The sequence below is a fragment of the Stenotrophomonas genospecies 5 genome, from assembly GCF_054473825.1.
The window spans coordinates 1,793,067-1,817,178 of sequence record NZ_JBTMUW010000001.1; the positions used below are offsets into that span (position 1 = coordinate 1,793,067).

18 protein-coding genes are annotated in these 24,112 nt (G+C 66.3%); 8 read left to right on the forward strand and 10 right to left on the reverse strand.

Annotated features, from left to right (window positions below; genetic code table 11):
• The first annotated feature begins 27 nt into the window (after positions 1–27).
• Positions 28–579, forward strand: a complete 552-nt coding sequence (locus ACX9OW_RS08350) for a DUF2939 domain-containing protein (protein ID WP_053515427.1) — start codon at positions 28–30, stop codon at positions 577–579.
• 34 nt (positions 580–613) lie between these two features.
• Here the strand turns inward: ACX9OW_RS08350 and ACX9OW_RS08355 are convergent, their stop codons facing one another.
• The 3 genes from ACX9OW_RS08355 to ACX9OW_RS08365 all read right to left on the reverse strand — a co-directional run bounded on the left by ACX9OW_RS08355 (position 614) and on the right by ACX9OW_RS08365 (position 7,561).
• Complete coding sequence (locus ACX9OW_RS08355) at positions 614–1,558, reverse strand: 5'-nucleotidase (protein WP_053515425.1); 945 nt, start codon at positions 1,556–1,558, stop codon at positions 614–616.
• 47 nt (positions 1,559–1,605) lie between these two features.
• Positions 1,606–2,379: an NAD kinase gene (locus tag ACX9OW_RS08360; protein ID WP_459062172.1), complete on the reverse strand. Its 774-nt coding sequence runs from the start codon at positions 2,377–2,379 to the stop codon at positions 1,606–1,608.
• A 205-nt stretch (positions 2,380–2,584) separates the two neighbouring features.
• Positions 2,585–7,561 (reverse strand): NAD-glutamate dehydrogenase, encoded by a 4,977-nt coding sequence (locus ACX9OW_RS08365; protein ID WP_065182907.1) that lies wholly within the window; start codon positions 7,559–7,561, stop codon positions 2,585–2,587.
• Positions 7,562–7,812: 251 nt separating this feature from the next.
• On the opposite strand from ACX9OW_RS08365, the gene ACX9OW_RS08370 reads away from it, so the two are divergent.
• From ACX9OW_RS08370 to ACX9OW_RS08380, 3 genes are read left to right on the forward strand one after another with little or no spacing between them, the layout of a single operon-like run.
• Positions 7,813–8,469, forward strand: a complete 657-nt coding sequence (locus tag ACX9OW_RS08370; protein ID WP_053515419.1) for a TetR/AcrR family transcriptional regulator — start codon at positions 7,813–7,815, stop codon at positions 8,467–8,469.
• Positions 8,469–9,728, forward strand: a complete 1,260-nt coding sequence (locus ACX9OW_RS08375; RefSeq protein ID WP_053515418.1) for an efflux RND transporter periplasmic adaptor subunit — start codon at positions 8,469–8,471, stop codon at positions 9,726–9,728. Before ACX9OW_RS08370 ends, ACX9OW_RS08375 begins: the two co-directional genes overlap by 1 nt.
• A 15-nt stretch (positions 9,729–9,743) precedes the next feature.
• Positions 9,744–12,917, forward strand: coding sequence for a multidrug efflux RND transporter permease subunit (locus ACX9OW_RS08380; RefSeq protein ID WP_459062173.1), 3,174 nt, complete (start codon positions 9,744–9,746; stop codon positions 12,915–12,917).
• Positions 12,918–12,996: 79 nt separating this feature from the next.
• Here ACX9OW_RS08380 and ACX9OW_RS08385 read toward each other — a convergent pair whose 3' ends face one another.
• The gene (locus ACX9OW_RS08385) at positions 12,997–13,284 is read right to left on the reverse strand and encodes a hypothetical protein (protein ID WP_253120396.1); all 288 of its coding nucleotides are present in this window, start codon (positions 13,282–13,284) and stop codon (positions 12,997–12,999) included.
• A 126-nt stretch (positions 13,285–13,410) separates the two neighbouring features.
• On the reverse strand, positions 13,411–14,559 hold the full coding sequence (locus tag ACX9OW_RS08390; protein WP_053515412.1) for an acyl-CoA dehydrogenase family protein: 1,149 nt from the start codon (positions 14,557–14,559) through the stop codon (positions 13,411–13,413).
• Positions 14,560–14,711: 152 nt separating this feature from the next.
• Here ACX9OW_RS08390 and ACX9OW_RS08395 point away from each other — a divergent pair, with 152 nt between their 5' ends.
• Genes ACX9OW_RS08395 through metH form a run of 3 tightly spaced genes read left to right on the forward strand, consistent with a single transcriptional unit; the run spans position 14,712 to position 19,488 of the window.
• Positions 14,712–15,641 (forward strand): ArsR/SmtB family transcription factor, encoded by a 930-nt coding sequence (locus tag ACX9OW_RS08395; RefSeq protein WP_053515410.1) that lies wholly within the window; start codon positions 14,712–14,714, stop codon positions 15,639–15,641.
• Positions 15,642–15,654: 13 nt separating this feature from the next.
• On the forward strand, positions 15,655–16,746 hold the full coding sequence (locus ACX9OW_RS08400) for a homocysteine S-methyltransferase family protein (protein WP_445394317.1): 1,092 nt from the start codon (positions 15,655–15,657) through the stop codon (positions 16,744–16,746).
• A gap of 57 nt (positions 16,747–16,803) precedes the next feature.
• A complete protein-coding gene (gene metH, locus ACX9OW_RS08405; protein WP_065182908.1) occupies positions 16,804–19,488 on the forward strand; it encodes a methionine synthase in 2,685 nt (894 codons plus the stop codon).
• Positions 19,489–19,548: 60 nt separating this feature from the next.
• On the opposite strand, the gene ACX9OW_RS08410 is transcribed toward metH, so the two are convergent.
• From ACX9OW_RS08410 to ACX9OW_RS08430, 5 genes are all read right to left on the reverse strand, one after another.
• Positions 19,549–20,217 (reverse strand): DUF2058 domain-containing protein, encoded by a 669-nt coding sequence (locus ACX9OW_RS08410; RefSeq protein ID WP_053515404.1) that lies wholly within the window; start codon positions 20,215–20,217, stop codon positions 19,549–19,551.
• A gap of 15 nt (positions 20,218–20,232) precedes the next feature.
• On the reverse strand, positions 20,233–20,472 hold the full coding sequence (locus ACX9OW_RS08415; protein WP_053515402.1) for a SlyX family protein: 240 nt from the start codon (positions 20,470–20,472) through the stop codon (positions 20,233–20,235).
• Positions 20,465–21,814: a UDP-glucose dehydrogenase family protein gene (locus ACX9OW_RS08420; protein ID WP_053515400.1), complete on the reverse strand. Its 1,350-nt coding sequence runs from the start codon at positions 21,812–21,814 to the stop codon at positions 20,465–20,467. The genes ACX9OW_RS08415 and ACX9OW_RS08420 overlap by 8 nt, the downstream gene beginning before the upstream one ends.
• A gap of 23 nt (positions 21,815–21,837) precedes the next feature.
• Positions 21,838–22,815, reverse strand: a complete 978-nt coding sequence (locus ACX9OW_RS08425; RefSeq protein ID WP_065176057.1) for an FKBP-type peptidyl-prolyl cis-trans isomerase N-terminal domain-containing protein — start codon at positions 22,813–22,815, stop codon at positions 21,838–21,840.
• A gap of 96 nt (positions 22,816–22,911) precedes the next feature.
• Complete coding sequence (locus ACX9OW_RS08430; RefSeq protein ID WP_053515396.1) at positions 22,912–23,499, reverse strand: glutathione peroxidase; 588 nt, start codon at positions 23,497–23,499, stop codon at positions 22,912–22,914.
• A gap of 365 nt (positions 23,500–23,864) precedes the next feature.
• On the opposite strand from ACX9OW_RS08430, the gene ACX9OW_RS08435 reads away from it, so the two are divergent.
• The gene (locus tag ACX9OW_RS08435) at positions 23,865–24,110 is read left to right on the forward strand and encodes a hypothetical protein (RefSeq protein WP_065176058.1); all 246 of its coding nucleotides are present in this window, start codon (positions 23,865–23,867) and stop codon (positions 24,108–24,110) included.
• Positions 24,111–24,112: the final 2 nt, after the last annotated feature.

Sequence of the window (24,112 nt, forward strand, 5' to 3'; positions counted from 1 at the left end):
CGGCCGCACTTGCGGCAGTCTGGCGGCATGAAGAAGCTCACTGCGATCGTGGTCCTGTTGGTGATTGCCCTGGCCGGCGTGTGGTTCGGCGGCCCCTACCTGACCATACACGGTCTGTCCAAGGCCATCGAACAGCGCGATACCGCCGCACTGGAACGCTACGTCGACTTTCCGCGCGTGCGCGTCAGCCTGCGTGCGCAACTCAATGATTACCTCGTGCGCCAGGCCGGCCCCGATGTGGCCAGCAGTCCGTTCGGCGCCCTGCTCTACGGCCTGGGCGACCAGCTTGGGGGCGCAGCGGTGGACACCCTGATGACCCCGACCGGCATCGGTGCGATGCTGCAGGGCCATGTGCTGTGGAAGCGTGGGCGCAACGAGCTGCAGGGCGGAGATGCCTTCGCGGCGACCGAACCGGCACGGCCTTTGAAGAACGCCCGCCACCGTTTCGAAGCGTTCGACCGCTTCGTCGTCGACGTTGATCGCGGCCCGGGCCAACCACCGTTGAAGGTCGTGCTGGAACCGCAGGGGCTGCGCTGGAAAGTGGTTGACGTGCAGTTGGGAATGGCCGGCACCCCATGATGCAGAACGCCGGGCGTGGCCCGGCGCTGCCGCGTCATCCCTCGTTGGCGACACCGTGCGGCACATGGCCCGCGGCAACGTGTTCGCGGGCACTGTCGATGTTGTGCTGCGAATCATCGAAGAAGATGTCGGCACCGAAGGCCTGCAGGAACGGCCCCTTGTGGCGGCCGCCCAGGAACAGCGCCTCGTCCAGGCGCACGCCCCATTCGCGCAGCGTGCGGATCACCCGCTCGTGCGCGGGCGCAGAGCGGGCGGTGACCAGCGCCGTGCGGATCGGCGCACTGTCACCGGCCGGGAACACCTCCTGCAGCGTGTGCAGCGCGGACAGGAAGCCGCGGAACGGGCCACCGCTGAGCGGTTCGCGCGCACGTTCGCGCTCGTGGCGGCCGAATGCCTCGACCCCCTGTTCGCGCGAGATGCGCTCGCTTTCATCACCGAAGATCACCGCATCACCGTCAAAGGCAATGCGCAGCTGGCCGGACGGTCGGCCGGTGTCGATCTGGTCCGCGGCGGCCGCGGCGGTCTCGCCGGGTGGCTTGGGCAGGATCGTCGCAGCGGCGATTCCGTGGCGCAGCGCACTGCGGACCGACTCCGGATTGGCCGACAGGAACAGATCGGTGCCGAACGGTTTCACGTAGGGCCAGGTCGGCTCACCGGCGGTGAAGGTGGCACGGATGATGCCCAGGCCGTAGTGCTGGATCGAATTGAAGATGCGCAGGCCGGTATCGGCCGAATTGCGCGACAGCAGGATCACCTCGACGCGCGGGTTCTCCGGGCTGGCGCCCTGGTTCAGCGCCAACAGTTTGCGCACCACCGGGAAGGCCACGCCGGGACCGAGGATGTCGTCCTCGTGCTGGCGCTGGTACTCCGCATAGGCCGCCACGCCATCGGTCTCGAACAGCGCGTGGCTTTCCTCGAGATCGAACAGGGCGCGCGAGGTCACCGCGACGGTCAGCAAACGGGGGGAGTTGTCACCCATCGGTGGGGGTCCTTCTGGCGGTCGACGCGACCGGCAACCTATTGTCCTCAAAAAACGAACTGTTCGCTCAGGATCCGGTCTTCCAGATTGTGTTCCGGGTCGAACAGCAATGTCACCCGGCGGTCGCGCGACTCGCGGATGGTCACCTCGACCACGTCGCGCGTCTCGTGCGAATCGGCGGTCACGCTGACCGGTCGCTTGTAGGGGTCCAGCACGCGGAAGCGCACCTCCGTATCCGCCTTGAGAATGGCACCACGCCAGCGTCGCGGGCGATACGGTGCCAATGGCGTCAGCGCGATGGTGTGCGAGCCCAAGGGCAGCACGGGTCCGTGGGCCGAATAGTTGTAGGCGGTGCTGCCTGCGGGCGTGGCAACCAGCACGCCGTCGCCGATCAGTTCGGCCACCCGCTCCTGCCCATTGAGGTCGATGCCGATGTGCGCAGCCTGGCGGGTCTGCCGCAGCAGGGACACGTCGTTGTACGCCAGCGAACCGGTGCTGGTGCCCGATTCGGTCAGCGCCACCATCTCCAGCGGACGCAGGTTGGCAGGTTCCGCGCGGGCGATGCGTGCATTGACGTCGTCGTCGCCCCGGTACTGGTTCATCAGGAAACCTACGGTGCCCAGCTTCATGCCGAACACCGGTTTTCCCAGGCGGCCGTGACGATGCAGCGTCTGCAGCATGAAGCCATCACCGCCCAGCGGGCAGAGCACGTCGGCCTGCTCGGGGGCATGGTCGCCAAAGCGCGCGACCATGGCCGCGCGGGCCATCTGCGCAGCTTCGGTGGTGCTTGCCAGGAAAGCGATGCGGGGGGTGTCGCTCATCGGTGGATCCGGGGGGAAGGCGTGAGGGAGAGCATAACCGAGCGCCGCTACGCTCGCCGGGCATGGCCCGGCGCTACCCAGTTCCGCGCCCCCGGTAGCGCCGGGCCATGCCCGGCGAATCGCCAATGGCCAGAAACAGAACGGCCCCGCTTTCGCGGGGCCGCTCCGTTTCACGCAGACCGGGCGTGGCCCGGCACTACATCAGTCACGCACCGTGTGCGGCCAGCTGGCCCAGGCGCTGGACCGCGACCGAGACGGTCGGGTAGTCCAGGGTCTTCTGCTCGGCCAGTTCCGCCAGCATTGCCAGGGTGAAGCGCAGGCTGTTGTCATCGCGGCCCATCCATGCAGCCACCTTGGCCTCGGCACTGCCGCCCTTGGTGGCGAGCACCTGACCGGCCAGGTTGCGATGGTTGGCGGCCAGCTCGTCGCGCAGCACGCCGCGTGCCACCGCATGCCAACGGCCGTTGACTTCCAGTGCATCGACCTGCTCGAACAGCCACGGCAACTGCAGGGCATCGCCCAGGCGGAAGTGCACCTTGGACACGTCCACCGGCTTCAGCTTGCGGGTACGGGCCAGTTCGATGATGTCGAACGCCGGTTCCAGGAAGTGCAGCTCGGACAGCTGCTGTGCCAGCGCGGACGGCAGGCCCTTCTCCTTCCACTCGGCCACCAGCGCCTCGTAGGTCGGACGCTGCGAGTCCGGCAGCACACCCGACGCGACACGGATGTCGTTGAACGGGCCCTGATAGCGGTTGACCGCTTCAGTGATGCCCGGCATCGCACCCGGACGCGACAGCAGCCAGCGCACGAACGAACGCTGCAGCTTCCAGATCACCTCCAGCGCGTCGATCTGCACCGACTCCGGCACCTTGCCGTCGAGGGCGTCGATCTGCGCCCACAGCGCGCGCGCATCCAGCGTCTCGCGGCTGATGGTGTAGGCCTTGGCGACCTCGGCGATGGAGCGGCCGGTGTCTTCCTGCATGCGCATCAGGAACGTTGCGCCCATGCGGTTGATGGTCTGGTTGGTCACCGCCGTGGCGATGATCTCGCGCTTCAGGCGGTGACGCTCCATCGCATCGGCGTACTTCTTCTGCAGCGGCGTGGGGAAGTAGCGCAGCAGCTCCTTGGAGAGGTACGGATCTTCCGGAATATCCGACTCCAGCAGCTGGTTGAACGCCACCAGCTTGGAGTAGGACAGCAGCACCGACAGCTCCGGACGGGTCAGGCCCTGGCCGCGCGCCTTGCGCTGGGACAGCTCGGCATCGGACGGCAGGAACTCGATCTGCCGATCCAGCAGCCCCTGCTGTTCCAGGGTGCGGATGAAGTGCTGCTTGGAACCCAGGCGCTTGACCGCCATCCGCTCCATGAGGCTCAGCGCCTGGTTCTGGCGATAGTTGTCGTTGAGCACCAGGTCGGCGACTTCATCGGTCATCGAGGCCAGCAGCTTGTTGCGCTGGTCGACCGTCAGCTTCTTCGCCCGCACCACATCATTGAGCAGGATCTTGATGTTGACTTCGTGGTCCGACGTATCCACGCCGGCCGAGTTGTCGATGAAGTCCGTGTTGAGCAGCACGCCGGCCTGCGCGGCCTCGATACGGCCCAGCTGGGTCATGCCGAGGTTGCCGCCCTCGCCCACCACCTTGCAGCGCAGCTCGCCACCGTTCACGCGCAGTGCGTTGTTGGCACGGTCGCCGACATCGCTGTGCTGCTCGCTGGCGGCCTTGACGTAGGTGCCGATGCCGCCGTTCCACAGCAGGTCCACCGGTGCCTTCAGGATCGCGCTCATCAGGTCGTTCGGCGACAGCGCCTTGACGTTCTCGTCCAGGCCCAGCGCTTCACGCACCTGGGGGGTGATCTCGATCGACTTCAGGCTGCGCGGGTACACGCCGCCGCCCTTGCTGATCAGCTTGGCGTCGTAGTCTGCCCAGCTTGAACGCGGCACGGTGAACATGCGCTCGCGCTCGACGAACGAGGTCGCCGCGTCCGGGTTCGGGTCAAGGAAGATATGGCGGTGGTCGAATGCCGCGACGAGGCGGATGTGGCGCGACAGCAGCATGCCGTTGCCGAACACATCGCCGGACATGTCGCCGACGCCGACCGCGGTGAAGTCCTGGCTCTGGCTGTCACGGCCGAGCGCACGGAAGTGGCGCTTGACCGACTCCCATGCACCGCGCGCGGTGATGCCCATGCCCTTGTGGTCGTACCCCACCGAACCACCGGAGGCGAACGCATCGCCCATCCAGAAGCCGTGCGCGATGGCCAGGCCGTTGGCGATATCGGAGAAGGTCGCCGTGCCCTTGTCGGCGGCCACCACCAAGTACGGATCGTCCATGTCGTGCCGCACGACATCCACCGGCGGCACGATCTTGTTGTTGACGATGTTGTCGGTGATGTCCAGCAGGCCCTGGATGAACAGCTTGTAGCAGGCCACGCCGTTGGCGAAGATCGCGTCGCGGTCGCCGTTCACCGGCGGGGTCTTGGCGAAGAAGCCGCCCTTCGCACCGACCGGCACGATGACGGTGTTCTTGACCATCTGCGCCTTGACCAGACCCAGCACTTCGGTACGGAAGTCTTCGCGACGGTCCGACCAGCGCAGGCCGCCACGGGCTACCGCGCCGAAGCGCAGGTGGGTACCTTCCACGCGCGGACCGTAGACGAAGATCTCGCGGTACGGACGCGGCTTCGGCAGATCCGGCACCAGCGCCGAGTCGAACTTGAAGCTGATCACATGGCCGTGCTGGCCATTGGCGTCGGTCTGGTAGTAGCTGGTACGCAAGGTGGCATCGATCACGCCCATGAACGAACGCAGGATGCGGTCTTCGTCCAGGCTCGACACGCGGTCCATCAGCTTCAGCAGCGCATCGCGCGCGGCCTGCATCTGCGCGTCGCGGTCACCCTTGCGGGCATCGACCACGGTCTTGAGCACCTTCAGGGTGGCCTCGTCGCCGGCGGCCAGCACATCGAAGTGGGCCTTCAGCTGGGCCTGGCCGGCCGCGATGTCGTCCTTGCTCTCGTGGCCGGTGGCCGGATCGAAGCGCGCTTCGAACAGTTCGACCAGCAGGCGCGCCAGCAGCGGATAGCGGGCGAACGTGCCTTCCACGTACGCCTGCGAGAACGGCACGCCGGTCTGCAGCAGATATTTGCAGTAGCCGCGCAGCATGGCGACCTGGCGCCAATGCAGGCCGGCGGCCAGCACCAGGCGGTTGAAGCCATCGTTCTCGGCATCACCGTGCCAGACGCGGGCAAAGGTTTCGCCGAATGCTTCGTCGACGCTGGCGGCATCGATCGCACCGGCCGTCGATTCGACCTCGAAGTCCTGCACGTATACCGGAGCGTTGTCGACCGACAGGCGGTACGGGCGCTCGGCGATCACGCGCAGGCCCATGTTCTCCATCATCGGCAGCGCGTCGGACAGCGGAATGTCGTCCAGCTGGCGGTACAGCTTCAGGCGCAGGCCATCGCCGCTTTCGCGCGGCACCGCCTGCAGGCTCAGGCGCAGATCGTCCGGACCGGTCAGCGCGTCGAGCTGGCTGACGTCGTTGGCGGCAACTGCGGTGCTGTTGTCTTCGATGTAGCCGGCCGGCAGTGCCTTGCCGATGCGGGCCGCGATGCGCAGGCCTTCGCTTTCGCCATGACGGGCCACCAGCGCTTCGCGCAGGTCGTCCTGCCAGTTGCGCAGCACCTGGGCGAGCTTGCGCTCCAGTTCGGCGGTATCCACGTCAAGCATCTCGCCCGGCTTCGGGCGCACGATCAGATGCACCTGCGCCAGCGGCGATTCACCCAGCACCACCGAGCTGTCGACGTACTCGCCATGCAGCGCTTCCTTCAGCATCGCCTCGATGCGCAGGCGCACGTCGGTGTTGAAGCGCTCGCGCGGCAGGTAGACCAGCGCGGAGATGAAGCGGCTGTACTTGTCACGGCGCAGGAACAGGCGGCTGCGCACGCGCTCCTGCAGGCCCAGCACGCCCATCGCGGTGCGGAACAGTTCGTCCTCGCTGGACTGGAACAGTTCTTCGCGCGGCAGGGTTTCCAGGATGTGGCGCAGTGCCTTGCCGCTGTGGCTGGACGCGGCCAGGCCGGACTGCTTCATCACGTATTCGTGGCGCTGGCGCACCAGCGGGATTTCCCACGGGCGGCGGTTGTAGGCACTGGAGGTGAACAGGCCGAGGAAGCGCTGCTCGCCGATGATCCTGCCCTTGGCGTCGAATTCCAGCACGCCGATGTAGTCCATGTAGCCGGCGCGGTGCACGCGGGAGCGCGCATTGGTCTTGGTCAGGATCAGCGCGTCCTTCAGCCCCGACGTGGCGTTGAGGCCCTGGGCGGCGAGCGTCTTGACCGGGCGTGCGGCGGACTTGTCCTTGCCGCGCATCAGGCCCAGGCCGGTCTCGTTCAGCGGCGCCAGCACGTCTTCCTTGCCCTGCTTCTCGACGCGGTACTCGCGGTAGCCGAAGAAGGTGAAGTGGTTGTCGGCGGCCCAGCGCAGGAACTCCTGCGCTTCCCTGCGCGAGGCATCGTCGACCGGCAGCGCACGGCTGCCCAGATCGTCGGCCAGTGCCAGTGCCTTGTCCTTCATCGGCTGCCAATCGCGCACGATCGCCCGCACTTCGTCCAGCGCCTTGCCGATGGCCTGCTCGATGGCGGCCATGGCATCGGCCGGCTGGCGGTCGATCTCCAGCAGCATCACCGATTCGGCCTCGCCCTCGCCGACCTTGACCAGCTTGCCGGCCTTGTCGCGGGTGAAGCGCAGCACCGGGTGGCCGAGCACGTGCACGCCCACGCCCTGTTCGGCCAGTGACATGGTCACGGTATCGACCAGGAACGGCATGTCGTCGTTGATGATCTGCAGCACGGTGTGCGGCGATTCCCAACCGTTCGCCTTCACCGTCGGATTGAACACGCGCACGTTGGCCTTGCCGGCCTTGCGGGCACGGGCGAACTCCAGCGTCTCGGCCGCGAGCGCGGCCCACTCTTCAGCGCTGTGGTGCGGGAACTCGTCCGCCTCCATGCGCTTGTAGAAGTCAGCGGCAAACGCCACTGCTTCGGCCTGGGCGGCCGCCGGGTAACGCTTGCGCAAGGCCGTGTATACCGGCTCCAGGGAGAAACCAGCGGTCACTGCGACCTCCGACTCAGCTGGTTTGGTCTTGTTTTTCACGGTCTTGGCTGCGGTTTTTTGCGGTTTCATGGCAGAGCGATGCGCTTGCTCAGTTGGGAAAATGAAATTGTAGCCCTCCCGCGCGAAAAGGCCTTGCTGCAGGACGGAATAAGCAGATTCGGGTTTGCTGCGGTTTAGACGCCTATTCAGTTCGCCCAGGTACGGAGCGAGCGGGGGGCGGCCGCCTTGCCGACAGGATCGGCAAAGCGTGTTACCGGAAGACACACGCGGGAACGTCGTTTCGATTCCACAATCCTGAACTGGACGGTATAGTCCACCGCGTGAACCCGGCCTACTTCCCCGTTGCCCTCGATGCGCGCGATGAGCGCGTGTTCGATGCCGTGCGCGAACTGCTGGCCCGGCAGGGCATGCAGATGAGCATGGATGCGGTGGCCCAGCAGGCCGGCTGCTCCAAGCAGACCCTGTACTCGCGCTATGGCAGCAAGCAGGAACTGCTGCGGCGGGTGATGCAGCGGCATGTGGGACACGCGACGGGGGCAATGCTGCGTGCACTCCGCAGTGACGACCTGCGTGCCAGCCTGTTGCAGTTCGCCATCGACTTCCTGGAGCATTTCAACCAACCGCATGTCGGCCAGGCCTGCCGGCTGATCGCTGCAGATGCCGCCCAGTTCCCCGAAGAGGCCCGGGCGCTGTACCGGCATGGTGCTGGCGCGCTGACACTTCATCTTTCTGAATGGATTGAAACCGTTTGCAGGCGTGGCCTGCTCCGGCATGACGACCCGCACTTCATGGCCGAACTGCTGCTGAGCATGATCGCCGGTCAGGATTTCGACAAACAGCGCTTCCATACCCCCCATCGTGATGACGCGCTCCTGCGTCGGCGCTGGGCAGAGTTCTCCGTCGACAGCTTCCTGCGCGCGTTTGCGCCGCAACCGTCGCCGGCCCCGTCTACAAACCAACCCCGGAGTTCCTCCTGATGACCGCCCCACTCCGCACCCTTGCCTTGACGTGCGCCGTTGCTGTCGCGCTGGCTGCCTGCAAGAAACCGGAACAGCAGACACCCCCGCCGCCGGAGGTGGGCGTGATCGATGCGAAGCCGCAGACCCTGCCGCTGCAGCGCGAGCTGGTCGGCCGCCTGTCGCCGTTCCGCAGTGCCGATGTCCGCGCACGCGTGCCGGGCGTGCTGCTCAAGCGCGTCTACCAGGAAGGCTCCCAGGTCAAGCAGGGGCAGACCCTGTTCCTGATCGACCCGGCACCGCTGCGCGCCTCGCTGAACGCGTCCGAGGCCCAGCTGGCGTCGGCGCGCGCCACCTACGCCAACGCCAAGGTGGCGGCCGATCGTGCCCGCTCGCTGGCACCGCAGCAGTTCGTCTCCAAGTCCGACCTGGACAACGCCGAATCGGCCGAGCGCACTGCGCTGGCCGCGGTCAAGCAGGCCGAAGCGGCGGTGACCTCCTCGCGGATCAACCTGGGCTACGCCGAAGTGACCGCGCCGATCAGCGGCGTGGCCAACAAGCAGCAGGTGACCGAGGGCGCACTGGTCGGCCAGGGCGACGTGACCCTGCTGACCACCGTTGACCAGCTCGATCCGCTGTACGTCAACTTCTCGCTCAGCGTGGACGAGCTGACCCAGCTGCGCGCGCAGCAGGCCAAGGGCGCCCTGGCCCTGGCCGGCGACGGCAAGGCCACCGTCAACGTGAAGCTGGCCGATGGCAGCACCTACAGCGAGCCGGGAACCCTCGACTTCTCCTCGACTACGGTCGACCCGGCCACCGGCGCGGTGTCGCTGCGTGCGCTGCTGCCCAATCCGCAGCAGATCCTGCTGCCGGGAGCCTTCGTCAGCTTCCAGGCCAACCTCGGCGAGCGCAACAATGCCTACCTGGTGCCGCAGCAGGCGCTGCTGCGCGACACCACGGGCGGCTACGTGATGGTGGTCGGTGCCGATGGCAAGGTGGCGCGCAAGAACGTCAAGACCGAAGGCGCACAGGGCGGCAACTGGCTGGTCAGCGATGGCCTGGCCGCCGGCGACAAGGTGATCGTGGCCGGCGTGCAGAAGGTCAAGGAAGGCAGCCCGGCCGTCGCCAAGCCCTGGACCCCGGGGCAGGACGCCGCCGGCAAGCCCGCGGCCGGCGGTGCCGGCCCGGCCGCACCCGCCGCTGCCGCCGACAAGGCTCCGGCCCAGACCGACGCAGCCGACAAGGCCGCGCCGGCCGCCACCGACTCGAACAAGCAGTAACGGGAACCTTCCGTCATGCCTAAATTTTTCATCGAACATCCAGTCTTCGCCTGGGTGGTAGCGATCCTGATCTCGCTCAGCGGCGTGATCGCGATCCTCAACCTGGGCGTGGAGTCCTATCCCAACATCGCTCCGCCACAGGTGACCGTCTCGGCCACCTATCCGGGCGCCAGCGCGGACACCACCGAAAAATCGGTCACCCAGGTGATCGAGCAGCAGCTGACCGGTATCGATCACCTGCTGTACTTCAGCTCTTCGTCCTCGTCCAATGGCCGCGCGCAGATCACCCTCACCTTCGAGACCGGTACCGATCCGGACATCGCCCAGGTGCAGGTGCAGAACAAGGTGTCGCTGGCGACGCCACGACTGCCGTCGGAGGTGACCCAGCAGGGCGTGGTGGTGGCCAAGGCCAATGCCGGCTTCCTGATGGTCGTGGCCCTGCAGTCGGATACGGCGGCGATCAACCGTGACGCGCTGAACGACATCGTCGGTTCGCGCGTGCTCGACCAGGTCTCGCGCATTCCCGGCGTCGGCAGCACCCAGCAGTTCGGTTCCGAGTACGCCATGAACATCTGGCTGAACCCGGAGAAGATGCAGGGTTATGGTCTCTCGGCCAGCCAGGTCCTGGCTGCCGTGCGTGCGCAGAACGTGCAGTTCGCCGCCGGTGCGCTGGGCTCGGACCCGTCGCCGGAAGGCCAGCACTTCACCGCCACCGTGTCGGCTGAGGGACGTTTCAGCTCGCCGCAGGAGTTCGAGAACATCATCCTGCGCGCCAATGCCGATGGCTCGCGTGTGCTGCTCAAGGACATCGCCCGCGTCGCCTTCGGTGCCAACAACTACGGCTTCGACACCCAGTACAACGGCAAGCCGACCGGTGCCTTCGCCATCCAGCTGCTGCCGGGCGCCAACGCCCTGAACGTGGCCGATGCGGTGCGCGCCAAGATGGACGAACTGCAGCCCAGCTTCCCGGCCGGCGTGACCTGGTTCTCGCCGTACGACAGCACGACCTTCGTCAAGATCTCGATCCAGGAAGTGGTCAAGACGCTGTTCGAAGCGGTGCTGCTGGTGTTCCTGGTGATGCTGATCTTCCTGCAGAACTTCCGCGCCACCCTGATCCCGACCCTGGTCATCCCGGTCGCCCTGCTGGGTACCTTCCTGGGCATGTGGATGATCGGATTCACGATCAACCAGCTGACCCTGTTCGCGATGGTGCTGGCGATCGGCATCGTGGTCGACGACGCCATCGTGGTGATCGAGAACGTCGAACGCATCATGAGCGAGGAAGGCCTGGCGCCGAAGCCGGCCACGCAGAAGGCGATGACCCAGATCACCGGCGCGGTGGTGGCGATCACCGTCGTGCTGGCAGCGGTGTTCATCCCGTCCGCACTGCAGGGCGGTGCCGCCGGCGAAATCTACAAGCAGTTCGCGCTGACCATCGCCATCTCGATGGCGTTCTCGGCCTTCCTCGCGCTGGGCTTCACCCCGGCGCTGTGCGCGACCTTCCTGAAGCCGACGCACAACGACAACCCGAACATCGTCTACCGCACCTTCAACAAGTACTACGACAAGATCAGCCACACCTACGTGGGCCACATCACCTCGGCGGTGCGCCATGCCCCGCGCTGGATGATCCTGTTCGTGGTACTGACCGCGCTGTGCGGCTTCCTGTTCACGCGCATGCCGGGCAGCTTCCTGCCGGAAGAAGACCAGGGCTATGCGCTGGCGATCGTGCAGCTGCCCCCGGGCTCGACCAAGGGCCAGACCAACGAGGTGTTCGCGCAGATGCGCGGCATTCTGGAAAAGCAGGTTGGCTTTGAAGGCATGCTGCAGGTGGCCGGCTTCAGCTTCGTCGGTTCCGGCGAGAACGTGGGCATGGGCTTCATCCGCCTGAAGCCGTGGGAAGAACGCGAGTTCACCGCGCCGGAGTTCATCCAGAACATGAACGGCGCGTTCTACGGCATCAAGGAAGCGCAGATCTTCGTGGTCAACCTGCCGACAGTGCAGGGCCTGGGCCAGTTCGGTGGCTTCGACATGTGGCTGCAGGACCGCAGTGGTGCCGGCTACGAGCAGCTGACGCAGGCCCGCAACATCCTGCTTGGCCAGGCGGCGCAGAAGCCTGAAGCACTGGTTGGCGTGCGTCCGAACGGCCTGGAGAACGCTCCGCAGCTGCAGCTGCACGTGGATCGCGTGCAGGCGCAGTCGATGGGCATGTCGGTGTCGGACGTGTACAGCACCATCCAGCTGATGCTGGCGCCGGTGTACGTCAACGACTTCTTCTACGAAGGCCGCATCAAGCGCGTGACCATGCAGGCCGATGGCCCGTACCGCACCGGCCAGGAGTCGCTGAAGAGCTTCTACAGCCCCTCCAGCCTGACCACCAACGCCGACGGCACCAACGCGATGATCCCGCTGAGCACCGTGGTCAAGTCCGAATGGGTGTCCGCATCGCCGTCACTGAGCCGCTACAACGGCTATTCGGCGATCAACATCGTCGGCTCGCAGGCGCCGGGCACCAGCTCGGGTGAGGCGATGCAGACCATGGAGAGCATCGTCAACAACGACCTGCCGGCCGGCTTCGGCTACGACTGGTCGGGCATGTCCTACCAGGAAATCCTGGCCGGCAACGCAGCGACGCTGCTGCTGGTGCTGTCCATCGTGGTGGTGTTCCTGTGCCTGGCGGCGCTGTATGAAAGCTGGTCGATCCCGGTAGCGGTGCTGCTGGTGGTGCCACTGGGCGTGCTCGGTGCCATCGGCCTGTCGATGATGCGTGGCCTGCCGAACGACCTGTTCTTCAAGATCGGCCTCATCACCGTTATCGGCCTGGCGGCGAAGAATGCGATCCTGATCGTGGAGTTCGCGGTGGAGCAGCGTGCAGCGGGCAAGAACCTGCGCGATGCCACCATCGAGGCGGCACGCCTGCGCTTCCGCCCGATCCTGATGACGTCCTTCGCGTTCATCATGGGCGTGATCCCGATGGCGATCTCCAGCGGCGCCGGCGCCAACTCCCGTCACGCCATCGGTACCGGCGTGATCGGCGGCATGCTGTTCGCCACCCTGCTCGGCCTGCTGATGATCCCGGTCTTCTTCGTGGTCGTGCGGCGCATGCTCGGCGACAAGCTGGACGAGCCGTCGAAGGAATTCCTCAGCCGCCAGCGTGAGGGCGAAGCAGCGCATCGTCCGGATCGCTGATCCACCCTGCGCTGCAACGAAAAGGCCCCGGAGCGATCCGGGGCCTTTTTTGTTTATCGCGGGGGGATGCCAGAGCAGATCAGCGCAGCAGCGCGACCGCCACGCACACCGCCAGCAGAACCAGCGCGGCCCATTGCATGGGTACGAAGAAGAAGTGGTGGGGCGCAGCTTCCCCTTTCTGCCGGGGAGTACGGTTGAGCCACAAGCCCAGCAGCACGTTCACGGTTGCACCAATGCCTGCCCCCAGCAGCACCTGGGGCAGCGGGATGTTGCCCCGGGGGCCATCGTGCGGGAAGAGGTAAGCCAGCAGCAGGATCGCTGCGATCGGCGTCACCAGTGTCAGGATTCCCCAACCTCGATAGATCATCTCTGCAGAACCTGTAAAAAAGGCCCTGCATTGGAACAGATTGGCATCGCCCGACCAACAGGCCCGTGCATGCAGGGCATGGATCTACCGGCTGCGCCGCTGTTGCAGCGGCGCAGCCGTTTCGACTCAGCGCAGCCCGGTCTCGTTGCGGGCGATCACCAGGCGCTGGATCTCCGAGGTGCCCTCGTAGATCTCGGTGATCTTGGCATCGCGGAAGTAGCGCTCCAGCGGCATTTCCTTGGAGTAGCCCATGCCACCATGGATCTGCACGGCCTGGTGGGTGATCCACATCGCCGCTTCCGACGCCGTCAGCTTGGCGATGGCCGCTTCATTGCTGAAACGCTTGCCCTGGCCCTTCACCCATGCCGCGCGCAGCGTCAGCAGCAGGGCTGCGTCCAGCTTGCACTTCATGTCGGCGATCTTGGCCTGGGTCATCTGGAAAGTACCGATCGGCGCGCCAAACGCCTTGCGCTCCTTCACATACTCCAGCGTCGCTTCATAAGCGGCACGGGCGATGCCGATGGCCTGCGATGCGATGCCGATGCGCCCGGCATCGAGCACGCCCATGGCGATCTTGAAGCCCTCGCCCTCCTGGCCCAGCACGTCTTCCGGCTGGGCGACGTAATCGTTGAATTCGATCTCGCAGGTCGCCGAGGCACGGATGCCCAGCTTCGGCTCGGTCTTGCCACGGCCGAAGCCGGCCTTTTCGGTGTCGACCAGGAAAGCCGTGATGCCACGCGCGCCCTTGTCCGGCTCGCTCATCGCGAACAACACGATGTACCGGGCCACCGGGCCGGAGGTGATCCAGCTCTTCTTGCCGTTGATGACGTAGGTGCCGTCGGCCTGCTTGACCGCGCGGCAACGCATGGCGGTCGCATCCGAACCGGACTGCGGCTCGGTCAGGGCGAATGCACCGATGGCCTCGCCCTCCGCGATGGCGCGCACGTACTTCTGCTTCTGCTCCTCGCTGCCGTGGGTCAGGATGCCGTTGCAGAACAGCGAATTGTTGACCGACATGATGGTCGAATGGGCCGCGTCGCCAGCGGCGACCTCCACCATCGCCAGCACATACGCGATCGGATCCATGCCAGCGCCGCCGTATTCGGTCGGTACCTCGATGCCCATCAGGCCGTTCTCGCCCAGCAGGCGGATGTTCTCCAGCGGGAACTCGCCGGTACGGTCATGATGCTCCGCGCTCGGGGCGATCTTCTCCTGCGCGATGCGCCGCGCCACGTCCTGCAGCATCAACTGCTCTTCAGTAAAGCTGAAATCCACAACACCCTCCCGGGTACATGAGGTTATGGGCGCGCAGCGCGCGCCCAGGTGCGCCGATTGTACCGGGGCCCGGGGAGTTTCCATACGCCACCGACTTGACCACGGCGGCCGATCCAGCGAATATATCTCTATATCGCGATAGGTAGATATTCATGGATCTGGAAGACTGGTCAACCCGCCTGAAGGTGTTCGCCGATGCGACGCGGGTGCGCCTGCTGGCGCTGCTGGAGCAGGAAGAGCTGACCGTGGCCGAGCTTTCGGCGATCACCCGGCTGGCCCAGCCGCGCGTGTCCACTCACCTGGCGCGCCTGAAGGAAGCGGGCCTGGTCCGCGACCGCCGCGCCGGCGTGTCGGCCTACTACCGCTTCGACGAAGCGCAGCTGGATCCGGCGCAGCGCGCATTGTGGCATGCCTTGAGCAACGGAAGCGACGATCCACTGCTGCGACAGGACGCTGAACGGGTCGCCGCCGTGCTGGCCAGCCGCGCCGCGGACCAGAACTGGGCCGACAGCGTGGCCGGCGACATGGAACGTCACTATTCTCCGGGCCGCACCTGGGAGGCGCTGGCGCGTACCGCCCTGCCCCTGCTGGAAACCGGCGACGTGCTCGATATCGCGTCCGGCGACGGCGTGCTGGCCGAACTGGTGGCACCGCATGCCAAGCGCTACATCTGCATCGACACCAGCGCGCGCGTGGTGGCCGCTGCCAGTGAACGCCTGCGCCGCCTGCCCAATGTGGAAGTGCGCGAGGGTGACATGCATGCCCTGCCCTTCAAGGACCGCAGCTTCGACCTGGTGGTGCTGATGCACGCACTGACCTACGCCAGCAAGCCGGCGCAGGCCGTCACCGAAGCCGCGCGCGTGCTGCGCCCGGGCGGCCGCCTGCTGCTGTGCAGCCTGGCGCGCCACGAACACAAGGCAGCGGTGGAAGCCTATGGTCACGTCAACCTGGGCTTCAGCGACAAGGAACTGAAGAAGTTCGTCGACAAGGCCGGCCTGCAGGTTTCCAGCCTGGAGACGGTCACCCGCGAGAAGCGGCCGCCGCACTTCGAAGTGATCTCGCTGATCGCCAACAAGCCCTGAGTCCGGAATCATCATGCCCGTCCTGCCCTGGTTGCACCCCGAACGTGCCAATGCCCTGCTGGGCGCGCTGCGCGAGCGGATCCTGATCATCGACGGAGCGATGGGCACGATGATCCAGCGCCATGGCCTGCAGGAAGGCGACTACCGCGGTGAGCGTTTCGCCGATGGCTACGATCACCTGCACGGGCCGGGCTGCGACCACGCCGCGCCGCAGGGCCACGATCTGAAGGGCAACAACGACCTGTTGCTGCTCACCCGGCCGCAGGTCATCGCCGACATCCACACCGCCTACCTGGAAGCCGGCGCGGACCTGGTGGAAACCAATACCTTCAACGCCACCTCGGTCAGCCAGGCCGACTACCACCTCGAGCATCTGGTGTACGAACTGAACAAGGCCGGCGCCGCCGTGGCCCGCGCCTGCTGCGATGCCGTTGAAGCCACCACGCCCGGCAAGCCGCGCTTCGTGATCGGCGTGCTTGGCCCCACCAGCCGCACCGCATCGATCAGTCCCGACGTCAACGATCCGGGCTTCCGCAACACCAGTTTCGATGAGCTGCGCGACACCTACCGCGAAGCCATCGATGGCCTGATCGACGGCGGCGCGGACACCCTCATGGTCGAAACCATCTTCGACACGCTCAACGCCAAGGCGGCGCTGTATGCGGTGGAGGAAGCCTTCGATGCGCGCGGTGCGCGCCTGCCGGTGATGATCTCCGGCACGATCACCGATGCCTCCGGCCGCACCCTGTCCGGCCAGACCGCCGAAGCCTTCCACGCCTCGCTGGCACACGCGCGGCCCCTGTCGATCGGCCTGAACTGCGCGCTGGGTGCCGATGCGATGCGCCCGCATGTCGAAACGCTGTCGCAGGTTGCCGACTGCCATGTCAGCGCGCATCCCAATGCCGGCCTGCCCAATGCCTTCGGCGAGTATGACGAGACCCCCGAAGAAATGGCGGCGACCCTGCGCGGTTTCGCCCGCGATGGCCTGCTCAACCTGGTCGGCGGCTGCTGCGGATCCACCCCCGACCACATCCATGCCATCGCCCAGGCGGTGGCCGGACTGCCACCGCGTGTCCTGCCGGACCGCCAGGACCAGGCGGCATGAACGTCGCCGCCACCGTTCCGCACTTCCCGCCCTGCCGTTGCTGAGCCACTGCCTGCCATGACGCCTGTCCGCCCCACCCGCCTGTCCGGCCTGGAACCGCTGGTCATCACCCCGGACCTGCTGTTCGTCAACGTCGGCGAGCGCACCAACGTCACCGGCAGCGCGCAGTTCCGCAAGCTGATCAAGGAAGGCCGCTACGAGGAGGCCGTGGACGTGGCCCGGCAACAAGTGGCCAGTGGCGCGCAGATCCTCGACGTCAACATGGACGAGGGCCTGATCGACTCCGAGGCGGCGATGACCCGCTACCTCAACCTGATCATGTCCGAGCCCGACATCGCCCGCATTCCGGTGATGGTCGACTCGTCCAAATGGAGCGTGATCGAAGCCGGCCTGAAATGCCTGCAGGGCAAGAGCGTGGTCAATTCGATCTCGCTGAAGGAAGGCGAGGCCCTGTTCCGCGAACACGCGCGCAAGGTGCTGCGTTACGGCGCGGCAGCGGTGGTGATGGCGTTCGACGAAAGCGGCCAGGCCGACACCTGTGCGCGCAAGGTCGAGATCTGTACGCGCGCCTACCGCATTCTGGTCGATGAGATCGGCTTCCCGCCACAGGACATCATCTTCGACCCGAACATCTTCGCTGTCGCCACCGGCATCGAGGAGCACGACAACTACGCAGTGGACTTCATCGAAGCCACGCGCATCATCAAGCAGACCCTGCCGCACTGCCACGTCTCCGGCGGCGTCTCCAACGTGTCGTTCTCGTTCCGTGGCAACGAAACGGTGCGCCAGGCGATCCATTCGGTCTTCCTGTACCACGCCATCGCCGCCGGCATGGACATGGGCATCGTCAACGCCGGTGCCATGCCGATCTATGACGAACTGGAGCCGGACCTGCGCGAGCGCGTGGAGGACGTGATCCTCAACCGCCGCCCTGACGCCACCGAGCGCCTGCTGGAGATTGCCGAACGCTACAAGGGCAGCAAGGGCAAGGTGAAGAGCGAAGACATGGCCTGGCGCGCCAAGCCGGTCGAGCAGCGCCTGGCCCACGCCCTGGTGCACGGGCTGGATGCGTTCGTGGAAGAGGACACCGAGCTGGCACGGCAGGCCTCCAGCCGTCCACTGGACGTGATCGAAGGGCCGTTGATGGATGGCATGAACGTCGTCGGCGACCTGTTCGGTGCCGGCAAGATGTTCCTGCCGCAGGTGGTGAAGTCGGCCCGCGTGATGAAAAAGGCGGTGGCCTACCTGCTGCCCTATATCGAGGCGGAGAAGGCCCGCAGCGGTGACACCGCCAAGAGCAACGGCCGCATCATCATGGCCACCGTGAAAGGCGATGTGCACGACATCGGCAAGAACATCGTCGGCGTGGTCCTTGCCTGCAACAACTTCGAGGTGGTCGATCTGGGCGTGATGGTGCCGGCGCAGAAGATTCTCGATGCGGCCCGCGAGCACAAGGCCGACCTGATCGGCCTGTCCGGGCTGATCACGCCGTCACTGGAGGAAATGAGCCATGTCGCCCGCGAGATGCAGCGCCAGGGATTCGACCTGCCATTGCTGATCGGCGGCGCCACCACCTCGCGCGCGCACACGGCGTTGAAGATCGACCCGCACTACCATGCCCCTACGGTGTGGGTGAAGGATGCCTCGCGCGCGGTGGGCGTGGCCCAGTCGCTGATCTCGCGCGACCTGCGCGCGGGCTTCGTTGCTGCCAATGAAGCCGACTACGCCGAGATCCGCGCCCGTCACCGCAACCGTGGCGATGCCAAGCGGCTGGTCTCGCTGGAGCACGCGCGCGGCCAGAAATTCCAGGGCGGCTGGGACAGTTATGTGCCCCCGGTTCCGAACCAGCCCGGCCTGCATGTGTTCGAAGACTATCCCCTGTCGGAACTGGTCGATTACATCGACTGGACGCCGTTCTTCCAGGCCTGGGAACTGGCTGGCAAGTTTCCGGCCATCCTCACTGACGAGATCGTCGGCACCCAGGCCAGCGAGCTGTACCGCGACGCCCGGGCGATGCTGGCGTGCATCGTCGCGGAGAAGTGGCTGACCGCCAAGGCGGTGTTCGGCCTGTGGCCGGCCAACAGTGTCGGTGACGATGTCCGCGTGCAGCATCCACAGGGCGAGACCACCCTGCACTTCCTTCGCCAGCAGGTCGACAAGCCGGCCGAGCGCCCCGACTTCTGCCTGGCCGATTTCATCGCACCGGCCGACAGCGGGCGACAGGACTGGATCGGTGCGTTCGCGGTCACCGCCGGTATCGGCATCGATGCCCATGTCGCGCGCTTTGAAGCCGAGCACGACGATTACAACGCGATCCTGCTCAAGGCCCTGGCCGACCGCTTCGCCGAAGCACTGGCCGAACGCCTGCACCAGCGGGTGCGCACCGAGTTCTGGGGCTATGACCGCACCGAAGCGCTGGACAACGATGCGCTGATCGACGAGAAGTATCGCGGCATCCGGCCCGCCCCCGGCTATCCAGCGTGCCCGGAGCACAGCGAGAAGCGCCGCCTGTTCGATCTGCTGCAGGCGGAAGCCAACGCGGGCATGACGCTGACCGAGAGCTTCGCGATGCTGCCCACCGCGGCCGTCTCCGGCTACTACTTCAGCCATCCACAGAGCCAGTACTTCGTGGTCGGCCGCCTCAGCCGCGAACAGGTGGGCGACTACGCGCGGCGCAAGGGCGTGGATCGCGCCCAGGCCGAGCGCTGGCTCGCATCCAACCTCGACTACGATCCCGAATAGACCGCGCAGAAACAGCAACGCCGGGCATTGCCCGGCGTTGCCGATCACTGCGGCGCAGGCTTACCAGACCAGGTCGTCCGGCACCTGGTACTGCGGATCAGCGTAGGGATCGTCTTCGGCCGGGGCATCCGGATCGACCTTCAAGGCCACCGAGGCCGCGAACACGGCTTCGGCCTGGTTCAGCACCTCGGCGGTGACCAGCAGATAGCGGCCATTGAGCTGCACCACTCCCAGCTCGCCGGCATTGAGCGCGGTCAGCTGTGCCGCGGTGACATAGATCCGCTTGATCTTGCCGCCATACGGGAAGTGCCGCGCGATGTCGGCCGCCTCGTCATTCAGGCCCTTGTCCTTCAGCAGTTCTTCCAGCTTCGCCTTCGCCTCGCGGCGCTGGCGCGCTTCCTCCTGCTTCAGGCGCTCGGCTTCGATGCGCTCTTCCTTCTCCTTCTGGGCACGGATGGCATAGGCCTTGGCCAGATCCATCTCCTCGGCACTGCGCGGCCTGCGCGGGCCCTGTCCACGGTGCTGCCCCGGCTTGCCCGGCGCACCACCGGGACCGCGACGCTCACCGGGCGTGTGCTCGCCCTTGCCTGCGCCCTGTGGCTTTCCATTGCCGTTGCCGCCCTTGCCCTGCGGGCGGCCATCACGGCGGGGGCCATCATTCTTGCGCTCGGGCTTGGGCGCGGGCTTGAAGCCCAGGCCCAGCAACTGGTCGCGGAGGGTATCGCTCATAGATAAGGGTATGGATCAGTAGTGCGGCGGCGGCGGTTCGCTCGCCGGATCGGAGGAATTCAGTGCGTTGCGGACCTTGCCCAGGTCTTCCAGCAGCACGCGCAGCACATCGGCGTTGCGGGTGCCCTGCATCCGGGCATCGGCCAGTGCGTCGCTCAGTTCGGCCAGCGCGTGTTCCTGGAAGGACACACGCATCTCCAGCTCGACCAGGCGCGCTTCCAGCGCCTGCTCGCGTTCGGTCGGCAGCTCAGACATGCAGTGAACGCCCCCGGCCGATGCCGTAGTACGCCAGGCCCGCCGCTTCGACCTCGGCGGGGTCGTACAGGTTGCGGCCGTCGAACACGACCGCGTCCTTCAGCCGTTCGCGCAGCATCGAAAAATCAGGGCTGCGGAACTGCTTCCATTCGGTCACCACGATCAACGCATCGGCGCCCTGCAGCGCGTCATCGGCGCTGTCACAGAACACCAGATCATCGCGCTCACCGAAGATGCGCTGCGCTTCGTGCATGGCTTCGGGGTCGAACGCACGTACGGTCGCCCCACCCTCCCACAGCTGCGCCAGCAGGCGGCGGCTGGAGGCCTCGCGCATGTCGTCGGTATTCGGCTTGAAGGCCAGCCCCCACACGGCGAACGTCCTGCCGCGCACGCCTTCGTCCTCGCCCTTGTCGTAGTGGCGCTGGACCAGGGCGAACAGGTGGCCCTTCTGCGCATCGTTGACCGCTTCCACCGCGTTCAGCAGCTTCGGCTCCAGGCCGCTCTGCTGGGCGGTGCGGGCCAGCGCCTGCACATCCTTGGGGAAACACGAGCCACCGTAACCGGCGCCCGGATAGATGAAATGCCAGCCGATGCGCGGGTCCGAGCCGATCCCCTGGCGGACCTGCTCGACGTCGGCGCCGACACGCTCGGCGATGTTGGCGATCTCGTTCATGAACGAAATCTTGGTCGCCAGCATCGCGTTGGCGGCGTACTTGGTCAGCTCGGCCGAGCGTACGTCCATCTCCACCACGCGGTCGTGGTTGCGGTTGAACGGTGCATACAGGCGACGCATCACCGCCACCGACTCGTCGCTGGTGGCACCGATGATGATGCGGTCCGGTCGCATGCAGTCGGCGACCGCGTCGCCTTCCTTCAGGAACTCCGGGTTGGAGACCACATCGAAGGCGATGTCGGCGCCGCGCGCCGCGAGTTCGTCGGTGATGGCTGCACGGACCTTGTCGGCGGTGCCGACCGGCACCGTCGACTTGTTGACCACCACGGTCGGCACGCTCATGTGCCGGCCGATGGTGCGGGCCACGGCCAGCACGTACTGCAGGTCGGCGCTGCCATCCTCGTCCGGCGGTGTGCCCACGGCGATGAACACCACCTGGCCATGCGCGATCGCCGCGGCCGCATCAGTGGTGAACGCCAGCCGCGCCGCAGCGTGGTTGGCCTTCACCATCGGCTCCAGGCCCGGCTCATAGATCGGGATGATGCCCTGGTTCAGGCCATCGACCTTGCCCTGGTCGATATCGACGCAGATCACCTGGTGGCCGACATCGGCCAGGCAGGTGCCCGTCACCAGGCCGACGTAACCGGTACCGAAAATCGCAACGCGCATGTCCGTGCAGGCTCCGTGGTGGCTTACGGCAGGACGCCCAGCAGTTCGACGTCGAAGGTCAGCGTGGCGTTCGGACCGATCGGGCCGCCCGGGGTGCCGTTCTCACCGTAGGCCAGCTCGCCCGGGATCCAGAAGCGGTACTTGGAGCCGACCGGCATCAGCGCGACGCCTTCGGTCCAGCCCTTGATCACCTGGTCCAGGCCGAACTCGGCCGGGCCACGGCTGGCGGAGCTGTCAAAGACGGTGCCGTCGAGCAGCTTGCCTTCGTAGTTCACGCGCACCTTGCTGGTCGGCAGCGGACGCTCGCCGCTGCCCGGGCGGATCACCTGGTACTGCAGCCCCGAGGCCGTGGTCACCACGCCCGGCTGGGTCTTGTTCTTGGCCAGGAATGCGTTGCCTTCCTGACGGTTGGTCTGTGCAGCCTGGGCAGCCTTGGCCTGCATTTCGGCCTGCTTGGCGCCCATGAACGCCTGGATGGTGGCCGTGGCGTCAGCCTCGGTCATCTTCGGCTGGCCCTTGCTCAGACCAGTGCTGATTGCGTCAAACAGCGACGCAACGTCAATGTCGTCCTTCAGCTGTGCCAGCGACGGACCCACCGAGTAGGAACCGATCATCTGTGCGACCTTCACCCGATCGACCTTCGGCGGCTGCGAGCCCGGCGCAACGCCCGGCACCTGCTGGCCGCTGCGGGCCATCACGACCTGGCGCAGGGCGGCATCGGTGGCCTTGGCCTGCTCCTGGGTGATCTGCGGCTGCAGGCCTTCGAACGAACGCTCCACGGCCGTGCGCAGGGCAGCGACGTCGATTTCATCGGCGATCGGGGTGAACGACTTGGCGACATCCAGGCCGATGGCGTAACCGAGCTTCTGCTTGGGGGAATTCAAGGTTGCGGTCTCCTTGGCGGCTGCGGGGGCCGCCGGTTGTTGCGACAGAGCGACACCCGAAGTGCCCATCGCCAGAATCAGAACCGACGCCGCTGCGCCGCGCATTCCCATCTTCATTCGCTGCATTCCTGGAAGTGACTGGGCGCCGACGTCGGCGCGAAAAGAAGCATTGTCGCACGCATGCCGTCGATGTCGAGGCATCCGTGCCGGATATCAACGCGTGGCGGCGGGCGCGGCCAGTGCCTTGTCGATGGCCGCGATCAGCTGCGGATCATCCGGCGTGACCTTGCTGGCGAACTGGGCGATGACCCTGCCGTCGCGGCCGACCAGGTACTTGTGGAAGTTCCAGCCCGGCGCCACGCCGGTTGCCGCGGTCAGGCGCTGGTACAGCGGGGTGGCCTGCGCGCCGACCACGTGGACCTTCTCGAACATCGGGAACTTCACGCCATAGGTCAGCGTGCAGAATTCCTGGATCTGCGCTTCGTCACCGGGTTCCTGGCCCTTGAAATCGTTGGACGGGAAGCCGAGGACCGCGAACCCGCGGCGTGCATAGCGCTGCTGCAGCGCTTCCAGGCCTTCGTACTGCGGCGTGTACCCGCACTTGCTGGCGGTATTGACCACCAGCAGCACCTGGCCGTGATAGCGCTGCTGCAGGTTGACCTGCTGCTTGCCGGCCAGGGGCCGGTAGTCCACATCCAGCAGATCGGCGGCCAGGGTGAGGCCGGGAAGGGCCAGCCCAGCCAGCAGGGTCAGCAGGGAAAGACCGCGCAGGCGGCGCGGGAAGACGGTCGGCAGGGGCATCGGAGCGGTCCGCGGTGGCCATTCACAGGGCCCGGCCGGGAGCGGCCGGGAATCGGCCGAACTATAGCACCGGCCCCGGGGGCACCCGGCCGCGCGACCGCCCCGGCGCTTTGCGCGGATTGGCGGCAACGCAGCCGGGGCCAGAGGCTGGCCGGTGCTTGACATAGCATGGACGCAGCTGAATGGAAGCGAGGCGACGGCCTGCGCCCGCCGGGCATCATTCCGCATTCAAATCAATGGCTTGCAGAATTGCATCTATGCCATGACACCCCCTGCCATCAGTTGGGTCATGTCGGGGGTTGCACGTCGGCGTGCCGGTGTTATAGTTGCATACAACACCAGTCACCTGAAACAGGGGGTATGCCATGAACACCCGGATGCATCGCAACGTCACCGCTCCCGCGATCACCGCCGTTTCGACCCTGCTGGTGATGGCGTGGCTGGCCTCGCCACGCGCGCCCACCGCCCCCTCTCTGTCCGATACCCCGCAGGACGCGCCCACTCCCACGGCCGGGACGCCGGAAGCTTCACCCTCCCCCCCGCGTCGGCTGCACAGCTCCCTGTCCATGCCGTATTTCTCGTTCGCACAGCCGCTGACCCCACGGAGCTGACC

Excerpts from the sequence above, each read along its gene's own strand:
- ACX9OW_RS08365 (WP_065182907.1), bottom strand. The coding sequence starts at position 7,561 with ATGAAACCGCAAAAAACCGCAGCCAAGACCGTGAAAAACAAGACCAAA.
- ACX9OW_RS08385 (WP_253120396.1), bottom strand. The coding sequence starts at position 13,284 with ATGATCTATCGAGGTTGGGGAATCCTGACACTGGTGACGCCGATCGCA.
- ACX9OW_RS08350 (WP_053515427.1), top strand. The coding sequence starts at position 28 with ATGAAGAAGCTCACTGCGATCGTGGTCCTGTTGGTGATTGCCCTGGCC.
- ACX9OW_RS08415 (WP_053515402.1), bottom strand. The coding sequence starts at position 20,472 with ATGTCTGAGCTGCCGACCGAACGCGAGCAGGCGCTGGAAGCGCGCCTG.
- ACX9OW_RS08425 (WP_065176057.1), bottom strand. The coding sequence starts at position 22,815 with ATGAAGATGGGAATGCGCGGCGCAGCGGCGTCGGTTCTGATTCTGGCG.
- ACX9OW_RS08410 (WP_053515404.1), bottom strand. The coding sequence starts at position 20,217 with ATGAGCGATACCCTCCGCGACCAGTTGCTGGGCCTGGGCTTCAAGCCC.
- ACX9OW_RS08420 (WP_053515400.1), bottom strand. The coding sequence starts at position 21,814 with ATGCGCGTTGCGATTTTCGGTACCGGTTACGTCGGCCTGGTGACGGGC.
- ACX9OW_RS08395 (WP_053515410.1), top strand. The coding sequence starts at position 14,712 with ATGGATCTGGAAGACTGGTCAACCCGCCTGAAGGTGTTCGCCGATGCG.
- ACX9OW_RS08400 (WP_445394317.1), top strand. The coding sequence starts at position 15,655 with ATGCCCGTCCTGCCCTGGTTGCACCCCGAACGTGCCAATGCCCTGCTG.
- ACX9OW_RS08435 (WP_065176058.1), top strand. The coding sequence starts at position 23,865 with ATGAACACCCGGATGCATCGCAACGTCACCGCTCCCGCGATCACCGCC.
- ACX9OW_RS08430 (WP_053515396.1), bottom strand. The coding sequence starts at position 23,499 with ATGCCCCTGCCGACCGTCTTCCCGCGCCGCCTGCGCGGTCTTTCCCTG.
- metH (WP_065182908.1), top strand. The coding sequence starts at position 16,804 with ATGACGCCTGTCCGCCCCACCCGCCTGTCCGGCCTGGAACCGCTGGTC.
- ACX9OW_RS08375 (WP_053515418.1), top strand. The coding sequence starts at position 8,469 with ATGACCGCCCCACTCCGCACCCTTGCCTTGACGTGCGCCGTTGCTGTC.
- ACX9OW_RS08360 (WP_459062172.1), bottom strand. The coding sequence starts at position 2,379 with ATGAGCGACACCCCCCGCATCGCTTTCCTGGCAAGCACCACCGAAGCT.
- ACX9OW_RS08380 (WP_459062173.1), top strand. The coding sequence starts at position 9,744 with ATGCCTAAATTTTTCATCGAACATCCAGTCTTCGCCTGGGTGGTAGCG.
- ACX9OW_RS08355 (WP_053515425.1), bottom strand. The coding sequence starts at position 1,558 with ATGGGTGACAACTCCCCCCGTTTGCTGACCGTCGCGGTGACCTCGCGC.